This window comes from Massilia sp. IC2-476 (assembly GCF_020707295.1).
Taxonomy (GTDB): Bacteria; Pseudomonadota; Gammaproteobacteria; order Burkholderiales; family Burkholderiaceae_D; genus Telluria.
In genome coordinates, this window is record NZ_JAJFER010000002.1 from 48682 (window position 1) to 69435 (window position 20754).

The 20754-nt window shown below is 67.4% G+C and carries 21 protein-coding genes; 11 read left to right on the plus strand and 10 right to left on the minus strand.

Features of this window, described 5'->3' with window-relative positions:
* Nucleotides 1-22: 22 nt before the first annotated feature.
* Nucleotides 23-322 carry an Asp-tRNA(Asn)/Glu-tRNA(Gln) amidotransferase subunit GatC gene (gene gatC, locus LK539_RS05030; protein ID WP_036247667.1) on the minus strand — a complete coding sequence of 100 codons (300 nt, stop codon included), beginning with the start codon at nt 320-322 and terminating at the stop codon, nt 23-25.
* Between the two features lie 311 nt (nt 323-633).
* On the opposite strand from gatC, the gene LK539_RS05035 reads away from it, so the two are divergent.
* The 6 genes from LK539_RS05035 to LK539_RS05060 all read left to right on the plus strand — a co-directional run bounded on the left by LK539_RS05035 (nt 634) and on the right by LK539_RS05060 (nt 7707).
* Nucleotides 634-1677 (plus strand): rod shape-determining protein, encoded by a 1044-nt coding sequence (locus LK539_RS05035; protein WP_036247668.1) that lies wholly within the window; start codon nt 634-636, stop codon nt 1675-1677.
* Between the two features lie 116 nt (nt 1678-1793).
* On the plus strand, nt 1794-3020 hold the full coding sequence (mreC, locus tag LK539_RS05040) for a rod shape-determining protein MreC (RefSeq protein WP_227799819.1): 1227 nt from the start codon (nt 1794-1796) through the stop codon (nt 3018-3020).
* Entirely contained in the window at nt 3010-3528 is a 519-nt protein-coding gene (gene mreD / locus LK539_RS05045; RefSeq protein ID WP_227799820.1) for a rod shape-determining protein MreD, read from the plus strand. The genes mreC and mreD overlap by 11 nt, the downstream gene beginning before the upstream one ends.
* A gap of 22 nt (nt 3529-3550) precedes the next feature.
* On the plus strand, nt 3551-5554 hold the full coding sequence (gene mrdA, locus LK539_RS05050) for a penicillin-binding protein 2 (RefSeq protein WP_227799821.1): 2004 nt from the start codon (nt 3551-3553) through the stop codon (nt 5552-5554).
* A 3-nt stretch (nt 5555-5557) separates the two neighbouring features.
* Entirely contained in the window at nt 5558-6673 is a 1116-nt protein-coding gene (gene rodA, locus LK539_RS05055; protein ID WP_227799822.1) for a rod shape-determining protein RodA, read from the plus strand.
* Between the two features lie 65 nt (nt 6674-6738).
* Complete coding sequence (locus tag LK539_RS05060) at nt 6739-7707, plus strand: septal ring lytic transglycosylase RlpA family protein (RefSeq protein WP_373889514.1); 969 nt, start codon at nt 6739-6741, stop codon at nt 7705-7707.
* Nucleotides 7708-7720: 13 nt separating this feature from the next.
* Here LK539_RS05060 and LK539_RS05065 read toward each other — a convergent pair whose 3' ends face one another.
* The 9 genes from LK539_RS05065 to argS all read right to left on the minus strand — a co-directional run bounded on the left by LK539_RS05065 (nt 7721) and on the right by argS (nt 14790).
* Entirely contained in the window at nt 7721-8047 is a 327-nt protein-coding gene (locus LK539_RS05065; protein ID WP_227799824.1) for a helix-turn-helix transcriptional regulator, read from the minus strand.
* Nucleotides 8034-8549: an SRPBCC family protein gene (locus tag LK539_RS05070; RefSeq protein WP_227799825.1), complete on the minus strand. Its 516-nt coding sequence runs from the start codon at nt 8547-8549 to the stop codon at nt 8034-8036. Before LK539_RS05070 ends, LK539_RS05065 begins: the two co-directional genes overlap by 14 nt.
* 83 nt (nt 8550-8632) lie before the next feature.
* The gene (locus LK539_RS05075) at nt 8633-9343 is read right to left on the minus strand and encodes an SPOR domain-containing protein (RefSeq protein WP_227799826.1); all 711 of its coding nucleotides are present in this window, start codon (nt 9341-9343) and stop codon (nt 8633-8635) included.
* Between the two features lie 13 nt (nt 9344-9356).
* Nucleotides 9357-10082 (minus strand): type III pantothenate kinase, encoded by a 726-nt coding sequence (locus LK539_RS05080; protein ID WP_227799827.1) that lies wholly within the window; start codon nt 10080-10082, stop codon nt 9357-9359.
* Nucleotides 10083-10095: 13 nt separating this feature from the next.
* Complete coding sequence (locus LK539_RS05085) at nt 10096-10860, minus strand: biotin--[acetyl-CoA-carboxylase] ligase (protein ID WP_227799828.1); 765 nt, start codon at nt 10858-10860, stop codon at nt 10096-10098.
* Complete coding sequence (locus LK539_RS05090) at nt 10857-11663, minus strand: SDR family oxidoreductase (RefSeq protein ID WP_227799829.1); 807 nt, start codon at nt 11661-11663, stop codon at nt 10857-10859. The genes LK539_RS05085 and LK539_RS05090 overlap by 4 nt, the downstream gene beginning before the upstream one ends.
* Nucleotides 11660-12322: a thiol:disulfide interchange protein DsbA/DsbL gene (locus LK539_RS05095; RefSeq protein WP_227799830.1), complete on the minus strand. Its 663-nt coding sequence runs from the start codon at nt 12320-12322 to the stop codon at nt 11660-11662. The genes LK539_RS05090 and LK539_RS05095 overlap by 4 nt, the downstream gene beginning before the upstream one ends.
* A gap of 25 nt (nt 12323-12347) precedes the next feature.
* Nucleotides 12348-13028, minus strand: coding sequence for an SPOR domain-containing protein (locus tag LK539_RS05100; RefSeq protein WP_227799831.1), 681 nt, complete (start codon nt 13026-13028; stop codon nt 12348-12350).
* A 7-nt stretch (nt 13029-13035) separates the two neighbouring features.
* Nucleotides 13036-14790: an arginine--tRNA ligase gene (gene argS, locus LK539_RS05105; RefSeq protein WP_227799832.1), complete on the minus strand. Its 1755-nt coding sequence runs from the start codon at nt 14788-14790 to the stop codon at nt 13036-13038.
* Nucleotides 14791-14952: 162 nt separating this feature from the next.
* On the opposite strand from argS, the gene rsmB reads away from it, so the two are divergent.
* The 5 genes from rsmB (at nt 14953) to LK539_RS05130 (ending at nt 20627) form a co-directional block, all read left to right on the plus strand.
* On the plus strand, nt 14953-16488 hold the full coding sequence (gene rsmB / locus LK539_RS05110) for a 16S rRNA (cytosine(967)-C(5))-methyltransferase RsmB (protein WP_227799833.1): 1536 nt from the start codon (nt 14953-14955) through the stop codon (nt 16486-16488).
* A gap of 55 nt (nt 16489-16543) precedes the next feature.
* Entirely contained in the window at nt 16544-17107 is a 564-nt protein-coding gene (locus LK539_RS05115) for a DUF4390 domain-containing protein (protein WP_227799834.1), read from the plus strand.
* Nucleotides 17108-17112: 5 nt separating this feature from the next.
* The gene (locus LK539_RS05120; protein WP_227799835.1) at nt 17113-19428 is read left to right on the plus strand and encodes an ATP-binding protein; all 2316 of its coding nucleotides are present in this window, start codon (nt 17113-17115) and stop codon (nt 19426-19428) included.
* Nucleotides 19429-19508: 80 nt separating this feature from the next.
* Nucleotides 19509-20243, plus strand: coding sequence for a response regulator (locus tag LK539_RS05125; RefSeq protein ID WP_227799836.1), 735 nt, complete (start codon nt 19509-19511; stop codon nt 20241-20243).
* Entirely contained in the window at nt 20244-20627 is a 384-nt protein-coding gene (locus tag LK539_RS05130) for a GTP-binding protein (RefSeq protein WP_227799837.1), read from the plus strand.
* Nucleotides 20628-20754: the final 127 nt, after the last annotated feature.

The following is a 20754-nucleotide window of genomic DNA, read 5'->3' on the forward strand; positions in this document are numbered from 1 at the left end:
TGAATCTGGAAGACGGGTGCGATTACTCGATGACTTTCGGGACCAGGTACAGGCCGTCCTGCGCCTTCGGCGCCGGCGCCTGGTAGTCCTCGCGGCGGTTCTCTTCGGTCACCACGTCGTCGCGCAGGCGCAGGGGCAGGGCCATGATCGCGGCCAGCGGTTGTGACAGCGGCGCGACACCGGTCGTGTCCACCGCCTGCATCTGCTCGGCCAGGGCGAAAATACCGTTCAGCTCGGCCAGTGCGGTTTCGGCATGGGCCTCATCCATCTCGAGCTGGGCCAGGTTGGCGATGCGTTTTACGTCTGAAAGTGTCAGGGACATGGCAAGGGGCGCGGCGCGGGCCGCGTGCAAAAATGTGGTTGGGCTAATAATGAAAGTTGGCAAGAGGTCAGCCAACGGCGCGCTATGGTCGATAAAACCTTGGTAACACCGCCGATCTCACCTCGGAATTGGGGGGTAAAACCGCCCGTTTTCAGCATTTAATCGACAAATTATAAGGTAGAATGGCGGGCTAATGCGCTGTAGGGCTGCATGACCGCCCACCGCAGGAAAGACCGCGATGCAGCATGCATACGCGGCGAGGACAACCCGATCAATTTTTCACGCGCCCTGGATGCGCCATCAGGACACACATGTTTGGTTTCTTACGCAGCTACTTCTCGAATGACCTGGCGATCGACCTCGGTACCGCCAACACCCTGATCTACGTGCGCGGCCTGGGCATCGTGCTGGACGAACCGTCGGTCGTCGCGATCCGCCAGGAGGGCGGCCCGAACGGCAAGAAGACGATCCAGGCCGTCGGCAAGGAAGCCAAGCAGATGCTGGGCAAGGTGCCGGGCAACATAGAGGCGATCCGCCCGATGAAGGACGGCGTGATCGCCGACTTCACCGTCACCGAGCAGATGCTGAAGCAGTTCATCCGCATGGTCCACGATTCCAAGTTCTTCCGCCCGTCGCCGCGCATCATCATCTGCGTGCCCTGCGGTTCGACCCAGGTCGAGCGCCGTGCGATCCGCGAATCGGCGCTCGGCGCCGGCGCCTCGCAGGTCTACCTGATCGAAGAACCGATGGCCGCCGCGATCGGCGCCGGCCTGCCGGTCTCGGACGCCACCGGCTCGATGGTGGTCGACATCGGCGGCGGCACCACCGAAGTGGGCATCATCTCGCTGGGCGGCATGGTCTACAAGGGTTCGGTGCGCGTGGGCGGCGACAAGTTCGACGAAGCCATCGTCAACTACATCCGCCGCAACTACGGCATGCTGATCGGCGAGCAGACCGCCGAAGCGATCAAGAAAGCCATCGGCTCGGCCTTCCCGGGTTCGGAAGTCAAGGAAATGGAAGTCAAGGGCCGCAACCTGTCCGAAGGCATCCCGCGCTCGTTCACCATCTCGAGCAACGAGATCCTGGAAGCCCTGACCGACCCGCTCAACAACATCGTCTCGGCCGTCAAGAACGCCCTCGAGCAGGCCCCGCCGGAACTGGGCGCCGACATCGCCGAGAAGGGCATGATGCTGACCGGCGGCGGCGCGCTGCTGCGTGACCTCGACCGTCTGCTGATGGAAGAGACCGGCCTGCCGGTGCTGGTGGCCGAAGACCCGCTGACCTGCGTGGTGCGCGGTTCGGGCATGGCGCTCGAACGCATGGACAAGCTGGGCTCGATCTTCTCCTACGAATAACAACACTCCACGCGGCGCGGCCGATGGGACAGCGGGCAGGGCGTGCGGTCGAACCGCGCGCATCTGCCCGCGTTGACATTCGTAGCGCGCACCACTAGACAGGACGCCAACAGGGCATGCAATACAGTCCTCCGCCGCTTTTCAAACAGGGAGCCCCGGCACGGGTCAAGGCGATCGTATTCGCGCTGATCTCGGTGGTGCTGCTGGTCGTCGACGCCCGCTACCACACCCTCGGTGCGGTGCGCCAGGTGGCCGCCACCGTCCTGTATCCGCTGCAGATGGCAGCCCTGATGCCGCGCGAGATGCTCGGCAACATGGGCGGCTACTTCTCCTCGCTGTCCACGCTGCAGAAGGAAGTACGCGACCTCAAGACCCAGCAGCTGACGCAGGCGCGCCTGCTGCAGCAGGCCCAGCTCCAGATGGCCGAGAACGCGCAGCTGCGGCGCCTGATGGAAGCGCGCCAGCACCTGCCGGTCAAGGCCCAGATGGCCGAGATCCTGTATGACGCACGCGACCCCTCGACCCGCCGCGTGGTGGTCGACAAGGGCTCGCGCGACGACGTGGTGCTCGGCCTGCCGGTGATCGACCATGCCGGCGTGGTGGGCCAGGTCACGCGCGTGTTCCCGTTCACCTCCGAAGTCACGCTGCTCACCGACAAGGACCAGGCGATTCCGGTGCAGGTGCTGCGCAGCGGCCTGCGCAGCATCGCCTACGGACGCGGCCACTCCGGCCTGCTCGACCTGCGCTTCGTGGTGGCCAACGCCGACATCCAGGTCGGCGACGTGCTGGTCACCTCGGGCCTGGACGGCATGTATCCGGCCGGCCTGGCGGTGGCCAAGGTGGTGCAGGTCGAGAACGTCGCCGCCGGCGCCTTCGGGCGCGTGGTGTGCCAGCCGCTGGCCGGCATCGACCGCAACCGCCAGCTCCTGATCATCATGTCGCAGTCGAACCTGCCGCCCAAGCCGGCACTGGAAGCCCGGGCTCCGGCCACGACCGCGCGCCGCAAGCTGCCCGACATGGCGCCGGTGCCGCCGCTGCCGCTGGCGCCCGCGCCGCTGCCGCCGCAGGGCCAGCCGGCGGTGCAGGGCGGGACGGCGGCGCCGGCCAACGGCGTCGGCGGCGTGCCTGTCCAGGGTGCCGCGCAGGCGCCGCAGGGGGCCGCACAGGCCCCGGCCGCGACGACGCAGCCCGCACGTCCGGCCGCCGCGCCGGCAACGGTCCCGGCGCCGGCAGCGGCCCCGGTCCAGCAGCGCCCGGCCGCGCCAAACGTCCAGAACAACGTCGCCGCACCCGCAGCCACGCCCGTCGCCATCCAACAGGGAGGCTTGACCAATGCCCGGTAACCGCCCGCATTACATCCTGCTGCCCGTCAGCCCGCTGTTCATCACCTTCAGCCTGGTCTGCGCCTTCATGCTCAACCTGCTGCCGCTGGGACGCTGGGTCGGCGCGCCCGACTTCGTCGCGCTGGTGCTGGTGTTCTGGGGCATCCACCAGCCGCGCAAGGTCGGCATCGGCGTCGCCTTCGTCATGGGCCTCCTGATGGACGTGCACGACGCCAGCCTGCTGGGCGAGAACGCGCTGGCCTATACGCTGCTGTCCTACCTGGCCATCATGATCCACCGCCGCGTGCTGTGGTTCAGCATGCTGACCCAGGCCATGCATGTGTTCCCGCTGCTGCTGCTGGCGCAGGCGGTGCAGGCCTTCGTGCACTTCACCGCATCGGGACGCTTCCCGGGCCTGCTGCACTTCGCCGAAAGCGTGGTGGCGGTAGCGCTGTGGCCCCTGATTACCTGGCTGCTGCTGGCGCCGCAGCGCCGCGCCGTCGACCGCGACCATACCCGCCCGATCTGATACCTGAGACCAGAAGCAAGCCGTGACCGAGTTCAAGGACAACGACCGCGAGATCCACCAGTTCCGCCTGCGCCTGACCGCGATGGTGGCCCTCGTCTTCATCTGCTTCGGCCTGCTGGTGGCGCGCTTCGTCTGGCTGCAGGTGATGCAGCACGACAAATTCATGCTCCAGGCCGAGGACAACCGCATCGCGCTGGTGCCGATCGTGCCCAACCGCGGCCTGATCGTGGACCGCAACGGCGTGGTCCTGGCGCGCAACTACTCCGCCTACACGCTCGAGATCACACCGTCCAAGCTGCAGGCCAACCTCGAGTCGGTGATCGACGAGCTGTCCAAGCTGGTCACCATCGAGCCGCGCGACCGGCGCCGCTTCAAGCGCCTGATGGAAGAGTCGCGCACCTTCTCCAGCGTGCCGCTGCGCACCCGCCTGACCGACGACGAAGTGGCGCGCTTCACCGCGCAGCGCTTCCGCTTCCCGGGCGTGGACGTGCAGGCGCGCCTGTTCCGCCAGTACCCGCTGGGCGAGACCGCGTCGCACGTGATCGGCTACATCGGCCGCATCAACCAGAAGGAAGCCGCCCAGCTCGAAGAGGACGGCCTGGACGCCAACTACAACGGCACCGAGCATATCGGCAAGGAAGGCGTGGAGAAGAAGTACGAGAGCTACCTGCACGGCACCACCGGCTACGAGCAGGTCGAGCGCACCGCTTTCGGGCGCGCGATCCGCACCCTGTCGCGCACCGCGCCGACCCCGGGCAGCAACCTGATCCTGTCGATCGACATCGAGCTGCAGAAGGTGGTCGAGGAAGCTTTTGGGGAGAACCGCGGCGCGCTGGTCGCGATCGAACCAAGCACCGGCGACGTGCTGGCTTACGTGTCGCGCCCGGGCTACGACCCCAACCTGTTCGTGGACGGCATCGACAGCCAGAACTGGAACGAGCTCAACACCTCGCTCGACCGGCCGCTGATGAACCGCCCGCTGTCCGGCGGCTACCCGCCGGGCTCGACCTTCAAGCCCTTCATGGCCCTGGCCGCGCTCGAGATGGGCTTCCGCAAGCCGTCGGACGGCATCCGCGACCCCGGCTTCTACATGCTGGGCGGGCACCGCTTCAACGACGACAAGCCGGGAGGGCACGGCTACGTCGACATGTACAAGTCGGTGGTGGAGTCCTGCGACACCTATTACTACCAGCTCGGCAACGAGATGGGCATCGATAACATCTCGAACTTCATGAAGCAGTTCGGCTTCGGCGAACTGAGCGGCATCGACCTCGAGCATGAAAAGGCCGGTGTGCGTCCCTCCAAGGAATGGAAGGCGAACCGCTTCCGCAAGAACCCGCGCGCGGGCAAGTGGGTAGGCGGCGACACCATCTCGATCTCGATCGGGCAGGGGTTCAACACCTATTCGATGATCCAGCTGGCGCACGCGGTCTCGACCCTGGCCAACAACGGCGTCGTGATGAAGCCGCACCTGGTCAAGATCATCGAGGACGGCGCCACCAAACAGCGTTCGCTGACCGTGCCCAAGGAAACCCGGCGCATCCCGCTCAAGCAGGAGAACATCGATTTCATCAAGCACACCATGGTGGGCGTGACCCAGGAGTCCTACGGCACCGGCCACCGTGCCTTTGCCAATGCCGGTTACATCTCGGCAGGCAAGACCGGCACCGCGCAGGTGATCGGCCTGAAGGGCCAGAAGTACAACGCCAGCGCCATCGACGAGCGCCACCGCGACAACGCGCTTTACGTGGCGTTTGCGCCTGCGGACAACCCGAAGATCGCGCTGGCGCTGATCGTCGAGAACGTCGGCTTCGGCGCCTCGTTCGCGGCGCCGATCGCGCGCAAGGCGCTCGACTACTACTTGCTGGGCAAGCGTCCGAAACCGCCGGTGCCGAAGGATCCTGCTGCGCCAGGCGCTGCTCCCGCGCCGGCTGCGCCCAAGGCCACGACGCCTGCCGCGCCCGCCGCGCCGGTCGTCCATGCCGCCGCCGCGGCAGCCGGCCCCCAAGCCACTCGAAAGGAATAAGCCATGGCGCACATTCCAGAACGCCGCTCGCTGCGGCGCCGCCTGCGTCCGTATTTCACGGTCTTCGACTGGCCGCTCGGCATCGTGCTGTTCATCCTGATGATGACCAGTATTATCACGATGACCTCGGCCGGCGCGGAATACCCGGACCGCGTGGAACACCAGATCCGCAACTTCCTGCTGGCCTTCGGCGTGATGTGGATCGCCGCCAACGTGCCGCCCCAGACCCTGATGCGCCTCGCCGTGCCGATCTATACGGTCGGGGTCACGCTGCTGATCGCGGTGGCCCTGTTCGGCATCATCAAGAAGGGCGCGCGGCGCTGGCTGTACGTGGGCGTCGACATCCAGCCTTCCGAGATCCTGAAGATCGCGACACCGCTGATGCTGGCCTGGTACTTCCAGCAGCGCGCCACTGCCGCCAACTGGAAAAACTTCCTGGTCGCCGGGATACTGCTCGCCGTGCCCTTCACCCTGATCGCCAAGCAGCCCGACCTCGGCACCGCGCTGATGGTGGGCGCCTCTGGCTTCTACGTGATCTTCCTGGCCGGCCTGCCGTGGAAGGCGCTGGCAGGCCTGGGCGTGGCCGGCGCCGCCGCGCTGCCGGTGGGCTGGTCGATGATGCACGACTACCAGCGCGAGCGGGTGATGACCCTGATCGACCCGACCACCGACCCGCTGGGCAAAGGCTTCCACATCATCCAGTCCGAGATCGCCATCGGCTCGGGCGGCCTGATGGGCAAGGGCTATGCCAAGGGCACCCAGGGCGCCCTGGAATTCGTGCCCGAGCAGACCACCGACTTCCTGTTCTCGGTGTATTCGGAAGAGTTCGGGCTGATCGGCAACTGCTTCCTGCTGTTCGTCTACCTGATGCTGATTGCACGCGGGCTCATGATCGCGGCCAATGCGCCGAACACCTTCACCCGGCTGCTGGCCGGTGCGATCACGATGATTTTCTTCACTTATGCTTTCGTCAACATGGGCATGGTGAGCGGAATCCTGCCTGTCGTTGGAGTTCCCTTACCTTTCATGAGCTATGGCGGAACTGCGTTTATTACGCTGGGTCTCGGCGCTGGTATATTGATGAGTATTCAAAGACATCGTAAACTAGTGCAGACGTAACAGAACAAGGACCGCGCATGGCCGTTCCAAGAAGACAACTTGCTACGACCATCACCGCGGTCATTGTGTTGGCAAGCCTCGCCACCGGTTGCAGCACCACCGAGACCGGCGAACATAAAAGCCTGATCCCGCTGCCGTGGAAGCATCCCACGGTCAAGCACGACACGCCAAACCTGCCGCCCGCCAATTCCGGCCGCGGCGGCTACTACAAGGACGACGGTCCCGGCGCCAACATCCCGCCCGGCCTGATGGACGTGCCCGACGCGGTCGTCAAGGCCGAGCCCTACGCGAAATGGGCGAACCGCCCGTATTCCGTGTTCGGCCAGTCCTATACCCCGATCCTGCACGAAAACGCCTTCGTCCAGCGTGGCGTGGCCAGCTGGTATGGCGTCAAGTTCCACGGCCAGAAGACCTCGTCGGGCGAGCTGTACGACATGTACAAGATGACGGCGGCCCACCCGACGCTGCCGATTCCCTCGTATGCGCGCATCACCAGCGTCGACAGCGGCAAGTCGGTGGTGGTGCGCATCAACGACCGCGGCCCCTTCCACGCCAGCCGCATCGTCGACGTTTCCTACACGGCGGCCCTGAAGCTCGGCCTGCTGGGCAAGGGCAGCCACCAGGTCGAGATCGAGCGCCTGTTCCCCAACGATCCCCTCCACATGCCCTCAGAGCGCCGCATGCTCGTATCCGAAGCGCAGTCGGCGCCGCCGGAAATCGCGGCCCTGATGCTGGAAGACCGGGTGCGCACCGACAGCGCGGCGCTGGCCCAGGTGGCACCGGTGGCGCCGGTGCAGAAGGCCCAAGCGGGCTTCTATGTGCAGCTGGGCGCCTACAGCCGCAGCGGCACCGCGGAAGCCATGAGCGAGCGCCTGAGCCAGGCCGGCGTCGAACTCGGTACGCTCGAAGTGGTCAAGGCCGGTTCCGTGAACCGCCTGTTTGCCGGCCCCTTCGACAGCCGCGACGATGCGCTCGCGGCGGCACGCTCGGTGCCGGCGGCGTTCGGCCTGAAGCCGATCGTCGTCAAGCGCTGAGCGGGATTTAGTTCTAGGAATCGACCAGCTTGCGCAGCCGCTCCAGGGAAGCATCCCAGTGGCTTGATACGGCATCGAGATAGGCGCGCGCCTCCTGCAGGCGGCGCGCATCGAGCGCGTACAGCACTTCGCGGCCCTGGCGGCTGTGCGTCACCAGTCCCGCCGACTCCAGCACCTGCAGATGTTTGACGATGGCCTGGCGGCTGATCGTTTCGCCGCCCGCCAGGGCCGTGGCCGACAGGGCCCCGGCAGCGAGCAGTCGGCTGATCAACTGGAGGCGCACACCGTCGCCCAGCGCCGCGAACACCTGGGCCAGTTCCCCGCGACTAGCGTTCGACATGGCGCTGGATGTTGTTCGCCTGCGCCGCCCAGCCGCCTTCGTTCATGCGGAAGGCACGCAGACGGCGGTGTTCCGGCACGCGCGCAAAGCCCGACTCGACGATCGTCAGCCGGGTGCCGCCAGCCGTGGCGGCCAGCGTGAATTCGACCAGGGTGGTGGACTCGGTGGCCGGATCGCATTCGGCGTCGATGCCGTAGGGGATCCAGCGGAAGCTGAAGGCATGCGGCGCCTCCATGCGCTCGACCGTGCAGAACACGGTGTTGGGCGGGATCGGGCGGATGCCGGACGGCTCGACGCCGAGCGCGCGCTGGCGCTCCATGATCTTGCCTTCGTCAAACGTCATGTTGAACGAGCCGGTGATGGTGCGGCCGGGCTGGAAGGGCTGGTCCAGCGCCACCCCGAACCACTGGCTGAATTCCTTGTGGTCAGTGATCGCCTGCCACACGCGTTCGATGTTCGCGCGCAGGTCGATCGACTTTTCGATACGGTCAAGCGGGTCCATAGCCTCTCCATGAAGTGCAACGTAATGGTTGCATTATAGAGAGCTGCGGCGATTGTGCAACCAATTTGTTGCACAAATGATGACTAGCCGCAGGGGCGCAGCTGGACGCCGGCGAAGTCGTCGGCAATCCCGGCTACCTGCGCGCGTTCGCCGGTAGTGAGGTCGCGGAACTGCCAGGCCGCGCGCGTGCCCTGCGGTCCGCGCGGCAGCACACGCACGCCACGGATGCCCTGCTTGCCCAGGGCCGCGGCCAGGGTCTGCGCCGCCGTTTCGGTCTTGAACACGCCCAGCGACACCGCCCACTTGAGCGGCGACTCGCCCTGCATCACGAAGAAATTCTGCACGCCTTTTTCCTTCAGCTCGGCCACGCGGCGGTCGGCGCCTTCCTTGCCGCCGTTCGGAGGCAGGTAGACCAGGTGGCTGGTGACTTCCTGGAAGGGGACGCTGGTGCGCAGGGCGCGCGCGCCCAGGTCGAGGCGGGCGATGCGGGTTTCGAAACGGCGCGCGTCGCCGGCGGCAAAGGCGCCAGCCTGGGTGCAGGCGATGGTCTCGACCGGCGGAGCCACCGGGGCCGGGGCCGGTTCGGTGACGGGCGCCTCGGCCGGCGCCGGGATGGCTTCGGCGGCGGCGCGGGCCTCGCTTGGCGAGAGCATCACCATGCGCTCGGTGGCCAGCTGGCTCTTGAGGCGCTGCGGCTCGCGCTCGCCGCCCGCGGGCTTGCCGAGGTAGCCCTGGGCATAGGCGAACAGCGCGGCGTTCAGCGCCACGAGTACCCAGAATACGAATTTCAACAAGTGCGTTCTCCGTTCATTGGACGGCCGCCGCGTGCAGGCCGACCAGCACGATGTTATCGACCAGCCGGCAGGAGAACTTGAGGACCGGGGCGATGTAGGGCGCAGCGCCGCCAGAGAGGATGCAGGCCGTGGCGCCATGGGCCGCACAGGCGCGCTCGATTGCGCCGGCCTGGGCCGACAGCACGCCGGAGACGATCGCGTCGTCGGTGTTGTCGCCGAAGACAGGAGGCGGCGCGGCCCCGGGCGTCACCTGCGGCAGCTGGGCCGTGTTGCGCGCCAGCGAACCGGCCATCAGCGCCAGGCCCGGCAGGATCATGCCGCCGATGAAGCGGCCGTCGGCGCTGACGGCATCGACCGTGGTCGCGGTGCCGCAGGTGGCCACGATCAGGTCCAGGCCGGGCGCCAGGGCGCGCGCGCCGATGGCGGCGGCGAAGCGGTCGCAGCCCAGCTGGGCCGGATTGCGGTAGCCGTTGCGCAGGCCTGCCCGTTCCTCGCCGGAGGCGAACCATTCGACCGCGACGCCCTCGGGCAGGGCCGCGGCGATGCGCTCGCGCACGGCGGCGCCGGCCACGTTGGAGACGATGGCGCGCGCCACGCCGGCCGCACGCCAGGCCGTCGCCGCACCATCCAGGCTGGCGTGCGAGACGGCGTCCGCCAGGGTCCAGGCGCCCAGCGCCGCGCCGGGAGCGGCCAGCGCCCATTTGATGCGGGTATTGCCGGCGTCGATCAACAGCAGCATGCTTACTCCTCTGTCATTCACTGAGCCTGAGCGAGACGTCGCCCGCCAGCACCGTGCTGCGGCCCTCCGCCGTATCGAGCAGCAGGCGGCCGCTGTCGTCGACCCCGGCGGCCAGGCCTTCCTGCAGTACCTGGCCATTGTCGAGGATGACGACTGGCTGGCCCTGCCAGGCATGGCGCAGGTTCCAGCGCGCGCTGAAGGCGCCAAAGCCCTGGCGCGCGAACAGGCGCAGCGCATCGGCCAGCGCGTCGAGCAGGGCGGCCACCAGCACGTCGCGCTCCATGCGCGCCAGCCAGGGCGCGCCGGCGGCGCTGCGGCCGAGCTGCGCTTCGACCTCGTCCGGCATGATCAGGTTCAGGCCGATGCCGATCACGGCCCAGGTGCCGCCGCCCGGCGCGGCCTGGGTCTCGATCAGGATCCCGGCCAGCTTGGCGCCGTCCTTCAGTACGTCGTTCGGCCACTTCAGCTGCACCTGCACCCCGAGCGTGCCAAGGGCATCGCCCAGCGCCACGCCGACCGCGAGCGGCAGCCCGGCCAGCATCTGGGGGCCACCGTCGAATTTCCAGGCCAGCGAGAAGGTCAGCGAATTTTCACTGGACGACAGCCAGCTGCGGCCGGCGCGGCCGCGGCCTGCGGTCTGGTGCTCGGCGACCAGCAGCACCGGTTCGGTGAGCTGTGGCGCGCGCGCCAGCAGGTCGGCGTTGGTCGAGCCGGTTTCCGGCACGACTTCGACCGCGATGCCGGCACGGGACAGCGAGGCGATGCGCTCGGCCTTCATGCTTCCCCCCGCTGTTGGTCGATCCTTTGCTTGGTAGGAGCACGCGAGAATGCAAAGTCGAACAGGGCGTTCGGCAGCAGGCGCAGCAGCCTGGCGACGACGCCCATCTGCCAGGGCAGCACACGGTAGCTGCTGCCGCGCGCGATCACCTCGACCGCCCGCGCCGCGAAGCGCTCGGCAGGCATCAGGAAAGGCATGGGAAACCGGTTGTTGCGGGTCATGGGGGTATCGATGTAGCCGGGGGCGATGGTCACCACCTTGATGCCGGATGCGCGCAGCTCCAGGCGCAGCGATTCGCAGTAGCTGTGCACCGCGGCTTTCGAGGCGCAGTAGGCGCCGGCGCCACGCATGCCGCGAATCCCGGCCACGCTGCCGATCCCGACCAGGCGGCGCGGGCCCTGCTGCTGCTTCATGGCCGCGACGAACGGGGCGAAGGTGGCGACCGTGGCGTTGACATTGGTCGCGAACACCGCATCGAAGACCGCCAGGTCGGCGGCGCGCTCGGTGAGCGTGCCGTGCGAGATGCCGGCGCAGGCGATGACGATGTCGGCGCCGCCGTTTGCCGCGATGAAGTCGGCCGCGGCATCCGCCACTGCCTCGCTGTCGGTCACGTCGGCCGCATAAATGCGGTGACGTTCGGGGTGGGGGAGGCTGGCGGCCAGTTCTTCGAGCAGGGGGCGGCGCCGCGCCAGCAGGCCGAGGGAAGCGCCGCGCACCGCGTATTCGCGCGCCAGCGCCGCGCCGATGCCGCTCGAGGCGCCGGTGATGAACACCCGGTCCGCGCGGCCCGGCGTGTGGGTCATTTCTTGTCTGCTTTCGCGCGCGCCACCAGCTGGTCCATCACCTGCAGGGTGCCGGGCAGCGCGGCCTGGCCGGGCGTGCCCGCTTCGTCCACCATGCCGGGCGAGGTCAGGAAGCGGCCGTCGATCGCGATCATCGGCCAGTGGGTGACGCGGTAGGCTTCCATCATCGCCTGGGCGCGGCGCACCTTGGCCTGCACGCCGAAGGAGCGGTAGGTGTCGATGAAGCGGGCGCGGTCGATGCCGGCGCGGCTGGCCCAGTCGAACACCTGCTCGTCCTGCGCCAGCGGCAGGCGGTCGACGTGCATCGCATTGAAGACCTTGCCGTGGTACTGCTCGAGCAGGCCGAGCGACTCGAGCGTGAAGAACAGGCGCTGCTGCGGCGCCACCTGCTGCCCGCGCGGCACGTGCACGCGGCGGAACACGATGTTGTCGCCCTGTTTCTTCACCCAGTCCGCCAGCAGCGGTTCGAAGGCGTAGCAGTGGGGGCAGTAATACGCGAAGAACTCGATGACTTCGACCTTGCGCCCGCTGTCGGTCGGCTGGGCTTCCGGCAAGGCCTGGTATTCGGCGCCTTCCTTCGGGGCGGTGGGCGAAGCCAGGGCCAGGCTGGATGCGGCGAGCAGGACGGCGGAAAGCAGCAGGCGGCGAAGCGGGTTCATGCGGTTCCTCGGGAGATGGAATGAATCAACGCTGGTTGCGGACAATGGCGACGTCGATCCCGCTGTCGAGCAGCTTGGCGCGCGCCTTGTTCATGGCTTCCGGTGCGTTGTACGGGCCCACGCGGACGCGGTGCAGCACGCCGCTGTCGGTGCTGCGGTCGCTGATCGCGGCTTCGAAGCCGAGCAGGGCCAGCTTGGCGCGGGTGTTCTCGGCGTCGGACATCTCGCGGAAGGCGCCGGCCTGCAGGTAGTAGATGTAGCCGTCGCTGCCTGCGGGTGCTGCGGCGGTTGCAGGAGCAGCCGCAGGTGCCGCGGCCGGTGCGGTGGCGGCAGGAGTGGCGGGGGCGGCGGCCGGCGGGGTCTGCATGCCGGCGATGGCCTGGCCCAGCGGATCGGCCTCGGCGGCCGGCGCTGCCGCGGTGGGGGCAGGTGCGGGCTTGGTGACGCGCTCCGCGATCTCGCGGTTCGCTTCGCGCGCGGCGTCGCGGTTGCCGTACAGCGGCTTGTTCGGATCGTTCGCCTGGCTCGGCTCGAGGTCGGCCGGGCGACCCATCTTGGTCGAGCGGTCGGTGAAGGGCGACTGGCCCTTGGTGATCACGAGCGCGACCGCCACTGCGATTCCCAGGCCGATGATCAGGCCGATGATGATGCCGGTCAGGGTGCTGCCGCGCTGGCGCAGCGGGGAGAAAGTACGAATGGCGGTCATGTTGCGATTACTCTTGTGGTTCCGTGGGGGCGCGTTCCATCTTGGTCGGCGCGGACACGCCGATCAGGGCCAGGCCGTTGCGCAGCACCTGGCGGGTGGCCAGGGCCAGGGCCAGGCGCGCCAGCTTCAGGGGCTCGTTGTCGTCCAGCAGCCACTTGTGCGCGAAGTAGTAGCTGTGCAGCTCGCCGGCCAGCTCGCGCAGGTAGAAGGCGACATGGTGCGGGCTCAGTTCCAGCTTGGCGCGCTCCAGCATTTCCGGATAGGCGGACAGCTTGGCCAGCAGGCCGGCTTCGTGCGGCTCGGCCAGCAGCGACAGGTCGGCCTTGACCAGTTGCGCCTCGTCGCCGCCCCAGTTGGCGAGCGCCGAGCAGATGCGGGCATGGGCGTACTGCACGTAGTACACCGGGTTCTCGTCCGAGGTCTTGAGGGCGACGTCGACGTCGAACACGAACTCGGTGTCGGCCTTGCGCGAGATGAGGAAGAAACGCACCGCGTCGCGGCCGCGCGTGATGTCGCCGTTGCCCGACCATTCGATCAGGTCGCGCACCGTGACATAGGAGCCGGCGCGCTTGGAGATCTTGACCTCTTCGCCGTTCTTCATGACGGTGACCATCTTGTGCAGCACGTAGTCCGGATAGCCCTTCGGGATGCCGATGTTCACCGCCTGCAGGCCGGCGCGCACGCGCGCGATGGTGCCGTGGTGGTCGCTGCCCTGCACGTTGATGGCCTGGTCGAAGCCGCGGCGGAACTTCTGCATGTGGTAAGCGACGTCCGGCACGAAATAGGTGTAGCCGCCGTCGGACTTGCGCATCACGCGGTCCTTGTCGTCGCCGTAGTCGGTGGTCTTGAGCCACAGCGCGCCTTCCTGCTCGTAGGTGACGCCGGCGTCCACCAGGGCCTGCACGGCCTGCTCGACCTTGCCGTCCGCGTACAGCGAGGACTCGAGGTAGTAGTTGTCGAACTTGACGCCAAAGGCCTGCAAGTCCTGGTCCTGCTCGTTGCGCAGGTAGGTCACGGCGAAGCGGCGGATCGATTCGATGTCCTCCACAATGCCCGAACCGGTGGCAGGCTGGCCATCGCTGGCGGAGACGGTCTTCCTGGCCAGGAAGTCGGCGGCGATCTCGGCGATGTAGTCGCCGTTGTAGGCCGACTCGGGCCACTCGGCGTCGCCCGGCTTGAAGCCGCGTGCGCGCGCCTGCACCGAGGTGGCCAGGGTGGCGATCTGCACGCCCGCGTCGTTGTAGTAGAACTCGCGGGTGACGTCGTGACCCTGGGCTTCGAACAGGGACGAAAGCGCGTCGCCCAGTGCGGCCTGGCGGCCGTGGCCGACGTGCAGCGGACCGGTCGGGTTGGCCGAGACGAATTCGATGATCGCGTGGTGGCCCTGGCCGGAAGTGCCGCGGCCGAATGCCGACCCCTGCTCGAGCACGGTGCGCACGACCGACTGCTTGGCGCCTGCGGCCACGCGCAGGTTGATGAAGCCGGGGCCGGCCACGTCAGCCGACTCGACCAGGCCGGCAGCGCCGGGTTCGGCCAGCAGGGCCGCGACCAGGCGGGTGGCCAGTTCGCGCGGGTTGGTCTTGAGCGGCTTGGCCAGCTGCATCGCAATGTTGCAGGCGATGTCGCCGTGGCTCGGGTCGCGCGGGCGCTCCAGGACAATGTTCAGCTGTTGAAGCGTGGGGGCGAGGTCGGTGCCGGCGACGATCGGCGCGAGGGCAGCCTGGAACAGGGCAACGATCTGTTGTTTTTGTTGGGCGAGCATGGGGATGTCGATCTGATAAAAAATGGCGGGCCTGTGGGCAGGCAATCAGTAACCATTATACTGGTTTGGCGCACTGCGCAAACTCTTCGCATCGGCAAGCTTAAGCGGCGCCAAAGCCTTAGCCGTTACAATGGGCGCCATTTTCACCGTATCGACCCTGCCATGACCGACAAGCGCCCGACGCTCACCCTGAAACCCAAAGCCAGGCCCGCCCGCACGACGGCGGAGAAGACGGCGCGCCCGGCGGCCAAACCGGGGCAGGGTGCAAGCGAGGCTGGCAGCCAGAAGCCGGTCTACCGTCCTTCGCCCGAGCGCGCCGCGGCTGCACCGCGCCGTGAGCACGCGCCGCTGCGCCAGAGCCATGAAGTGAAGGTGGCGCCGCAGCGCGACTACCGTCCCGACCTGAAGTCCGACTCGCTGGCCCTGAGCCTGCTGGGCGCGGCCAATGCGGTGGCGCGGGTGCGCGCCGGCAGCGCGCTGCCGCAGGCCCTGAGCGCCGTGTTCAGCGCCTACGAGGCCACGCCCCAGGCGCGCGGCGCGATCCAGGACATCGCCTACCGCAGCATGCGCCAGCTGGGCCGCAGCGAGACCCTGCTCGGCCTGATGACGAGCAAGGCGCCGGAGCCGCCGATGCTGGGCGGCCTGTTGTGCGCGGCGCTGGCGCTGCTCGATCCGCCCGAGGGGTCGGCTGCGCCGTACGAAGCCTTCACCGTGGTCGACCAGGCCGTCAATGCGGCCGCCAGCCATCCCGATTTCGCCCACGCCAAGGCCATGGTCAATGCCGTGCTGCGCCGCTTCCTGCGCGAGCGCGAAGCGCTGGTGGCCGAGGCCGTCCGGCAGCCGCTGGCGCGCTGGAACTATCCACAATGGTGGATCGACAGCACCCGCGCCGCCTATCCGGAGGCGTGGGAATCGATCCTCGCGGCCGGCAATGTGCATCCGCCGCTGACCCTGCGCGTGAACCGCCGGCGTACGGACGTCGAAACCTACCTCAAGACCCTGCAGGAGGCCGGCTTCGCGGCCGAACAGGTGGGCCCGGGCGCGGTGCGCCTGGCCCAAGCCGTCAACGTCAGCCAGATCCCGGGCTTCCACGAGGGCGTGGTCTCGGTGCAGGACGCCGGCGCCCAGCTGGCGGCGCCGCTGCTCGACCTGGCGGACGGCATGCGCGTGTTAGATGCCTGCGCCGCGCCGGGCGGCAAGAGCGGCCACATCCTCGAGACGGCCGACGTCGACCTGACCTCGGTGGACGCCGACCCCCAGCGCCTGGCGCGGGTGGGCGACAACCTGGGCCGCCTCGGCCTGGAGGCGAAGCTGGTCGCGGCCGAGGCCCAGGAGACCGGCTGGTGGGATGGCCGGCCCTTCGATCGCATCCTGGCCGACGTGCCGTGCACGGCCTCCGGCATCGTGCGCCGCCACCCGGACATCCGCTGGTTGCGCCGCAAGTCGGACACGCTCCAACTTGCAACACTTTCTACCAAAATACTCGACAATCTTTGGCAGATGTTGCTGCCCAATGGTAAATTGTTGTTTGTGACATGTTCGCTCTGGCCCCAGGAATCGGAGGCACAGGCTGCCGCTTTCGCGGCGCGCCATGATGCCATCCGCCTCGACGCGCCGGGCCAGCTGCTGCCAGCCAGCGGTGCCGGGCAGGATCATGACGGCTTGTTTTACGCCCTGTTCCAGAAAAAAGCGGCGTAATGGTCTTCCCGACACAATAAAAGGCTTCGGCTACAGATAAGGCTCCGGCTCACCCGTGACGTTACGATTTTTCTGCATACTCGCTTGCCAGCTGCTGCTGGTCTTCGCGTGCGCGCAGGCACGGGCGGCCGACGTCATCGACATCACCAAAGCAGAAATCCAGTCCAGCGAAGAGGGCTATCGCCTCAATACCGCCTTTGCTTTCGACCTGAACCACGAGCTCCAGGACGCGGTGCAGAACGGCGTCAAGCTGCACTTCACCACCGAGATCGAAATGACGCGCCCACGCTGGTGGTGGCGCGACGAGAAGGCGGTGCTGTCCAAGCGCACCATCGGCATCTCCTACGACGTGCTCACGCGCCAGTACATCGTCGCCATCGGCGGCAGCGTGCCCCAGCCCTTCAATACCCTCGACGACGCCCTGTCGCTGATCCGGCGCCCGGCGCGCTGGCTGATCGCACCCAGGGACGCGCTCAAGCGCGGCGAAACCTATGAGGTCTCGCTGCGCATGTTCATGGACCGCGACTTCCTGTCCAAGCCCCTGCAGGTCAATGCCATCAACGACTCGAGCTGGCGCCTGGCCTCGAACCGGAAGACCTTCACCTACCGTGCGGAGTAAGGCGCATGCGCGCTAAATCGGTCGGCAAATCGGTCAACCAGGCCTTGCGCTATGCCCTGGTGGTGGGCGGCGCCATCGTCTCGATCCTGCTGTTCCTGCTTGCCTCGGCCTCCGAGAACTCGGGCTTCTTCGGCCGCTATTACACCTGGCTGCTGGGCGTAAACGCCGGCATGGCGGTACTGCTCCTGGTCCTCGTGATCGTCGCGCTGGCGCGTCTGTATTCACGCTACAAGGCAGGCAAGTTCGGTTCGCGCCTGGTGGCCAGGCTGGTGCTGCTGTTCGCCGGCATCGGCATCCTGCCGGGGCTGGTGATCTTCATGGTGTCGGTGCAGTTCGTTTCGCACTCGATCGACAGCTGGTTCGACGTCAAGATCGAGGCCGCGCTCGAATCCGGCCTGAACCTCGGCCGCGCCGCACTCGACGAGGCCGTGGCCGAACTGGGCGCCACCGGCCAGACCGCGGCCGCCACCCTGGCCGGCCAGGACGCGGTGATGGTGCAGGGCGTCCTGACCGGCCTGGTCAACGACGTCAGCGGTCTGCAAAGCGCCATGCTGCTTGCGGCCGACGGCACGGTGCTGGCGTCGAGCGCCCAGGACCGCAACGCCAACCTCGAGCTGGACCGCCCGACCCCCAACATGCTCAAATCGGCCGCGCTTCCGGGCGGCTATGCGCGCCCGGAAGGCACGGTCGAGCGCGAAGTCAGCGGCGAGGACGAAAGCCAGAACGGGCTGGACGCGGCGACCGGACTGCGCCTGCGCGTGGTATTGGCAGTGCCCGAGGCTGCAGGCATGGAAGCACGCTACCTGCAGCTGCTGCAGGCGGTACCGGTCAACCTGGCGTCCAATGCGGTGGTGCTGCGCAGCGCCTCCGAGGAATACCGCGCGCGCGACCAGGCCCGGCGCGGACTGCGCAAGATGTACGGCGGGACCCTGACCCTGACCCTGCTGCTGGCGATTTTCGGCGCGATCGGCAGCGCCTTCCTCATGGCCGGTAACCTGGCGCAGCCGCTGCTGGTGCTGGCCGAGGGCACCCAGGCCGTGGCCGAGGGCGACCTGTCGCCGCGCCCGACGGTCGAGACCAACGACGAACTGGGCACCCTGACGCGCTCCTTCAACGCCATGACCGGCCAGCTGTTCGAGGCCAGGAGTGCGGTCGAGCGCAACCGCATGGCCCTGCAGAACGCCAAGGCCCACCTGGAGTCGGTGCTGGCCAACATGTCGGCCGGCGTGCTGGTGCTGGATGCCGAGGGCCGGGTGGTGAACTCGAACGATGCCGCCTACCGCATCCTGCAGGTCGAACCGGGTGCGCTGGCCGGTCCGCTGGCCAGCATCCCCGGCCTGGAGACCTTCTACAACTGCGTGACGCGCGCGATCTCGGCCCAGAGCGCCCAGAGCGCGGCCGGCGGCGACCGGCGCCGGCGCGCCCACTGGCAGCAGCAGATCGAGATCCCGCGCCGCGGCAGCGGCGACGAGCAAGACCACGACATCACGCTGCTGGCGCGCGGCTCGCGCCTGCCGGTCGGCACCGGCAGCGGCTTCATCGTGGTGTTCGACGATATTTCGGACGTGATCTCGGCCCAGCGCTCGGTGGCCTGGGGCGAGGTGGCGCGCCGCCTGGCGCACGAGATCAAGAACCCGCTGACCCCGATCCAGCTGTCGGCCGAACGCCTGCAGATGAAACTGGAAGGCAGCCTGCCGCCCCACGAAGCGGAGCTGCTGAAGAAGAGCACCAGCACCATCGTCAACCAGGTCGACGCCATGAAGCGCATGGTCGACGACTTCCGCGACTACGCGCGCACGCCGCCGGCGGTGCTCGAGCCGCTCGACCTGAACGCCCTGATCGACGAGATCCTGCAGCTGTACCTGACCGGGGACGCCTCGGACGTCATCCACGCCGTGCTGGCGCCCGACCTGCCGAAAGTGATGGGCGACCCCACCCAGCTGCGCCAGGTGATCCACAACCTGGTGCAGAATGCCCAGGATGCGCTGGCCGACCGCGGCCCGCAGGCGCCAAGCCCGCGGGTGGACGTCACCACCGAGGCGATCCACTACGAAGGCGCGGACGGCGCCGCCGGCACCGCGGTGCGCCTTGCGATCACCGACAATGGCCCCGGTTTCTCGCCGCGCATCCTGGCGCGCGCCTTCGAGCCCTACGTGACTTCAAAGGCCCGCGGCACCGGCCTGGGCCTGCCGATGGTCAAGAAGATCATCGACGAACACGGGGGGCGGATCGACATCGGGAACCGGGCGGACGGATGTGGCGCGTCAGTATTCATTTTGCTGTTAAAGTTAGCTCCCGAGGCGAACTTGGCCGAAATATAATAGGCCTATAAAATCTCATTGGCGTAAATGCAAGCAGCAGGTGCGCACTGGACGGGTAAGAGATCAGGAAGGCGAAACAGATGGCGAACATACTCGTAGTTGACGATGAAATGGGCATCCGTGAGTTACTCTCGGAAATCCTGGGCGACGAAGGCCATGCCATCACCCTGGCGGAGAATGCGCAGCAGGCGCGCGAGGCGCGCGCCGCCGGCGCTCCCGACCTGGTGCTGCTCGATATCTGGATGCCGGACACCGACGGCGTCACCCTGCTCAAGGAATGGCAGCGCGACGGCCTGCTCACCATGCCGGTCATCATGATGTCCGGGCATGCCACGATCGATACCGCCGTCGAAGCGACCCGCATCGGCGCCCTGAATTTCCTCGAGAAGCCGATCGCCCTGCAGAAGCTGCTCAAGGCCGTGCAGCAGGGCCTGACCCGGGCCCAGGAAGTGGCGCGTGCGCCGATGGCGCCGCCGCGTCCGGTCGCAGCGAGCGTTCCGGTGGCGGAGACCGGATCCATGCAGGCCGCGGCCGTTCCGATGTACGCGCCGCCGGTCCAGCAAATGGGCAATGGCTCGCGCATGGTGCATGCGATTTCGCAAGGCGAGGGCACCGGCTACACGCTGTCCTTTGACCTGCCGCTGCGCGAGGCGCGCGATGCCTTCGAGCGCATGTATTTCGAACACCACCTGGGCCGCGAAGGCGGCAGCATGACGCGCGTCGCCGAAAAGACCGGCCTCGAACGCACCCACCTGTACCGCAAGCTCAAGCAGCTCGGCGTCGAGCCGGGCAAGCTCGCCAAGAAAGGCGTCTGATTGCCTGAACTACTCGGACGCGTCGCGACCACCCTGGTCACCGGCGCGTCCCCGGTTGCGCGCGAGGCAGCCATCGCAGGGCTGCTCGAGGCGCAGCCAGCAGCGCCCGACCGCTTCAACGCGGTGATCCTCGAAGGCCTGGCTTCGGGTTCTTCATCTATCCCAACAGACTCTTCTGTCAGACTTGTCCGACTCGCAGCCGGGTGTGTGTGCTGCACCGGCAACCTGGTTTTGCGTGTAACATTAAATCGTCTGTTGCGCCAAGGCCCGGAACGCTTGTTCATCGGTGTGGCCAGCAGCGAACACCTTGATCAGTTGCGATCGTGGCTGCAAGAAGCGCCATACGATCAGCTGTTGGCCCTGAATCCGACCGTGTGCGCCTGACATCTTTGCCTCATTCGAGCGCACTTGAAATCGGTCCAGCAAGCCCCACCTCTTAACCGAAGTGATCAGCCAGGCGCCTGCCGCCAAGCGTTTGACTGACACGAATCTGATCGAGAGAAGGAGTCAT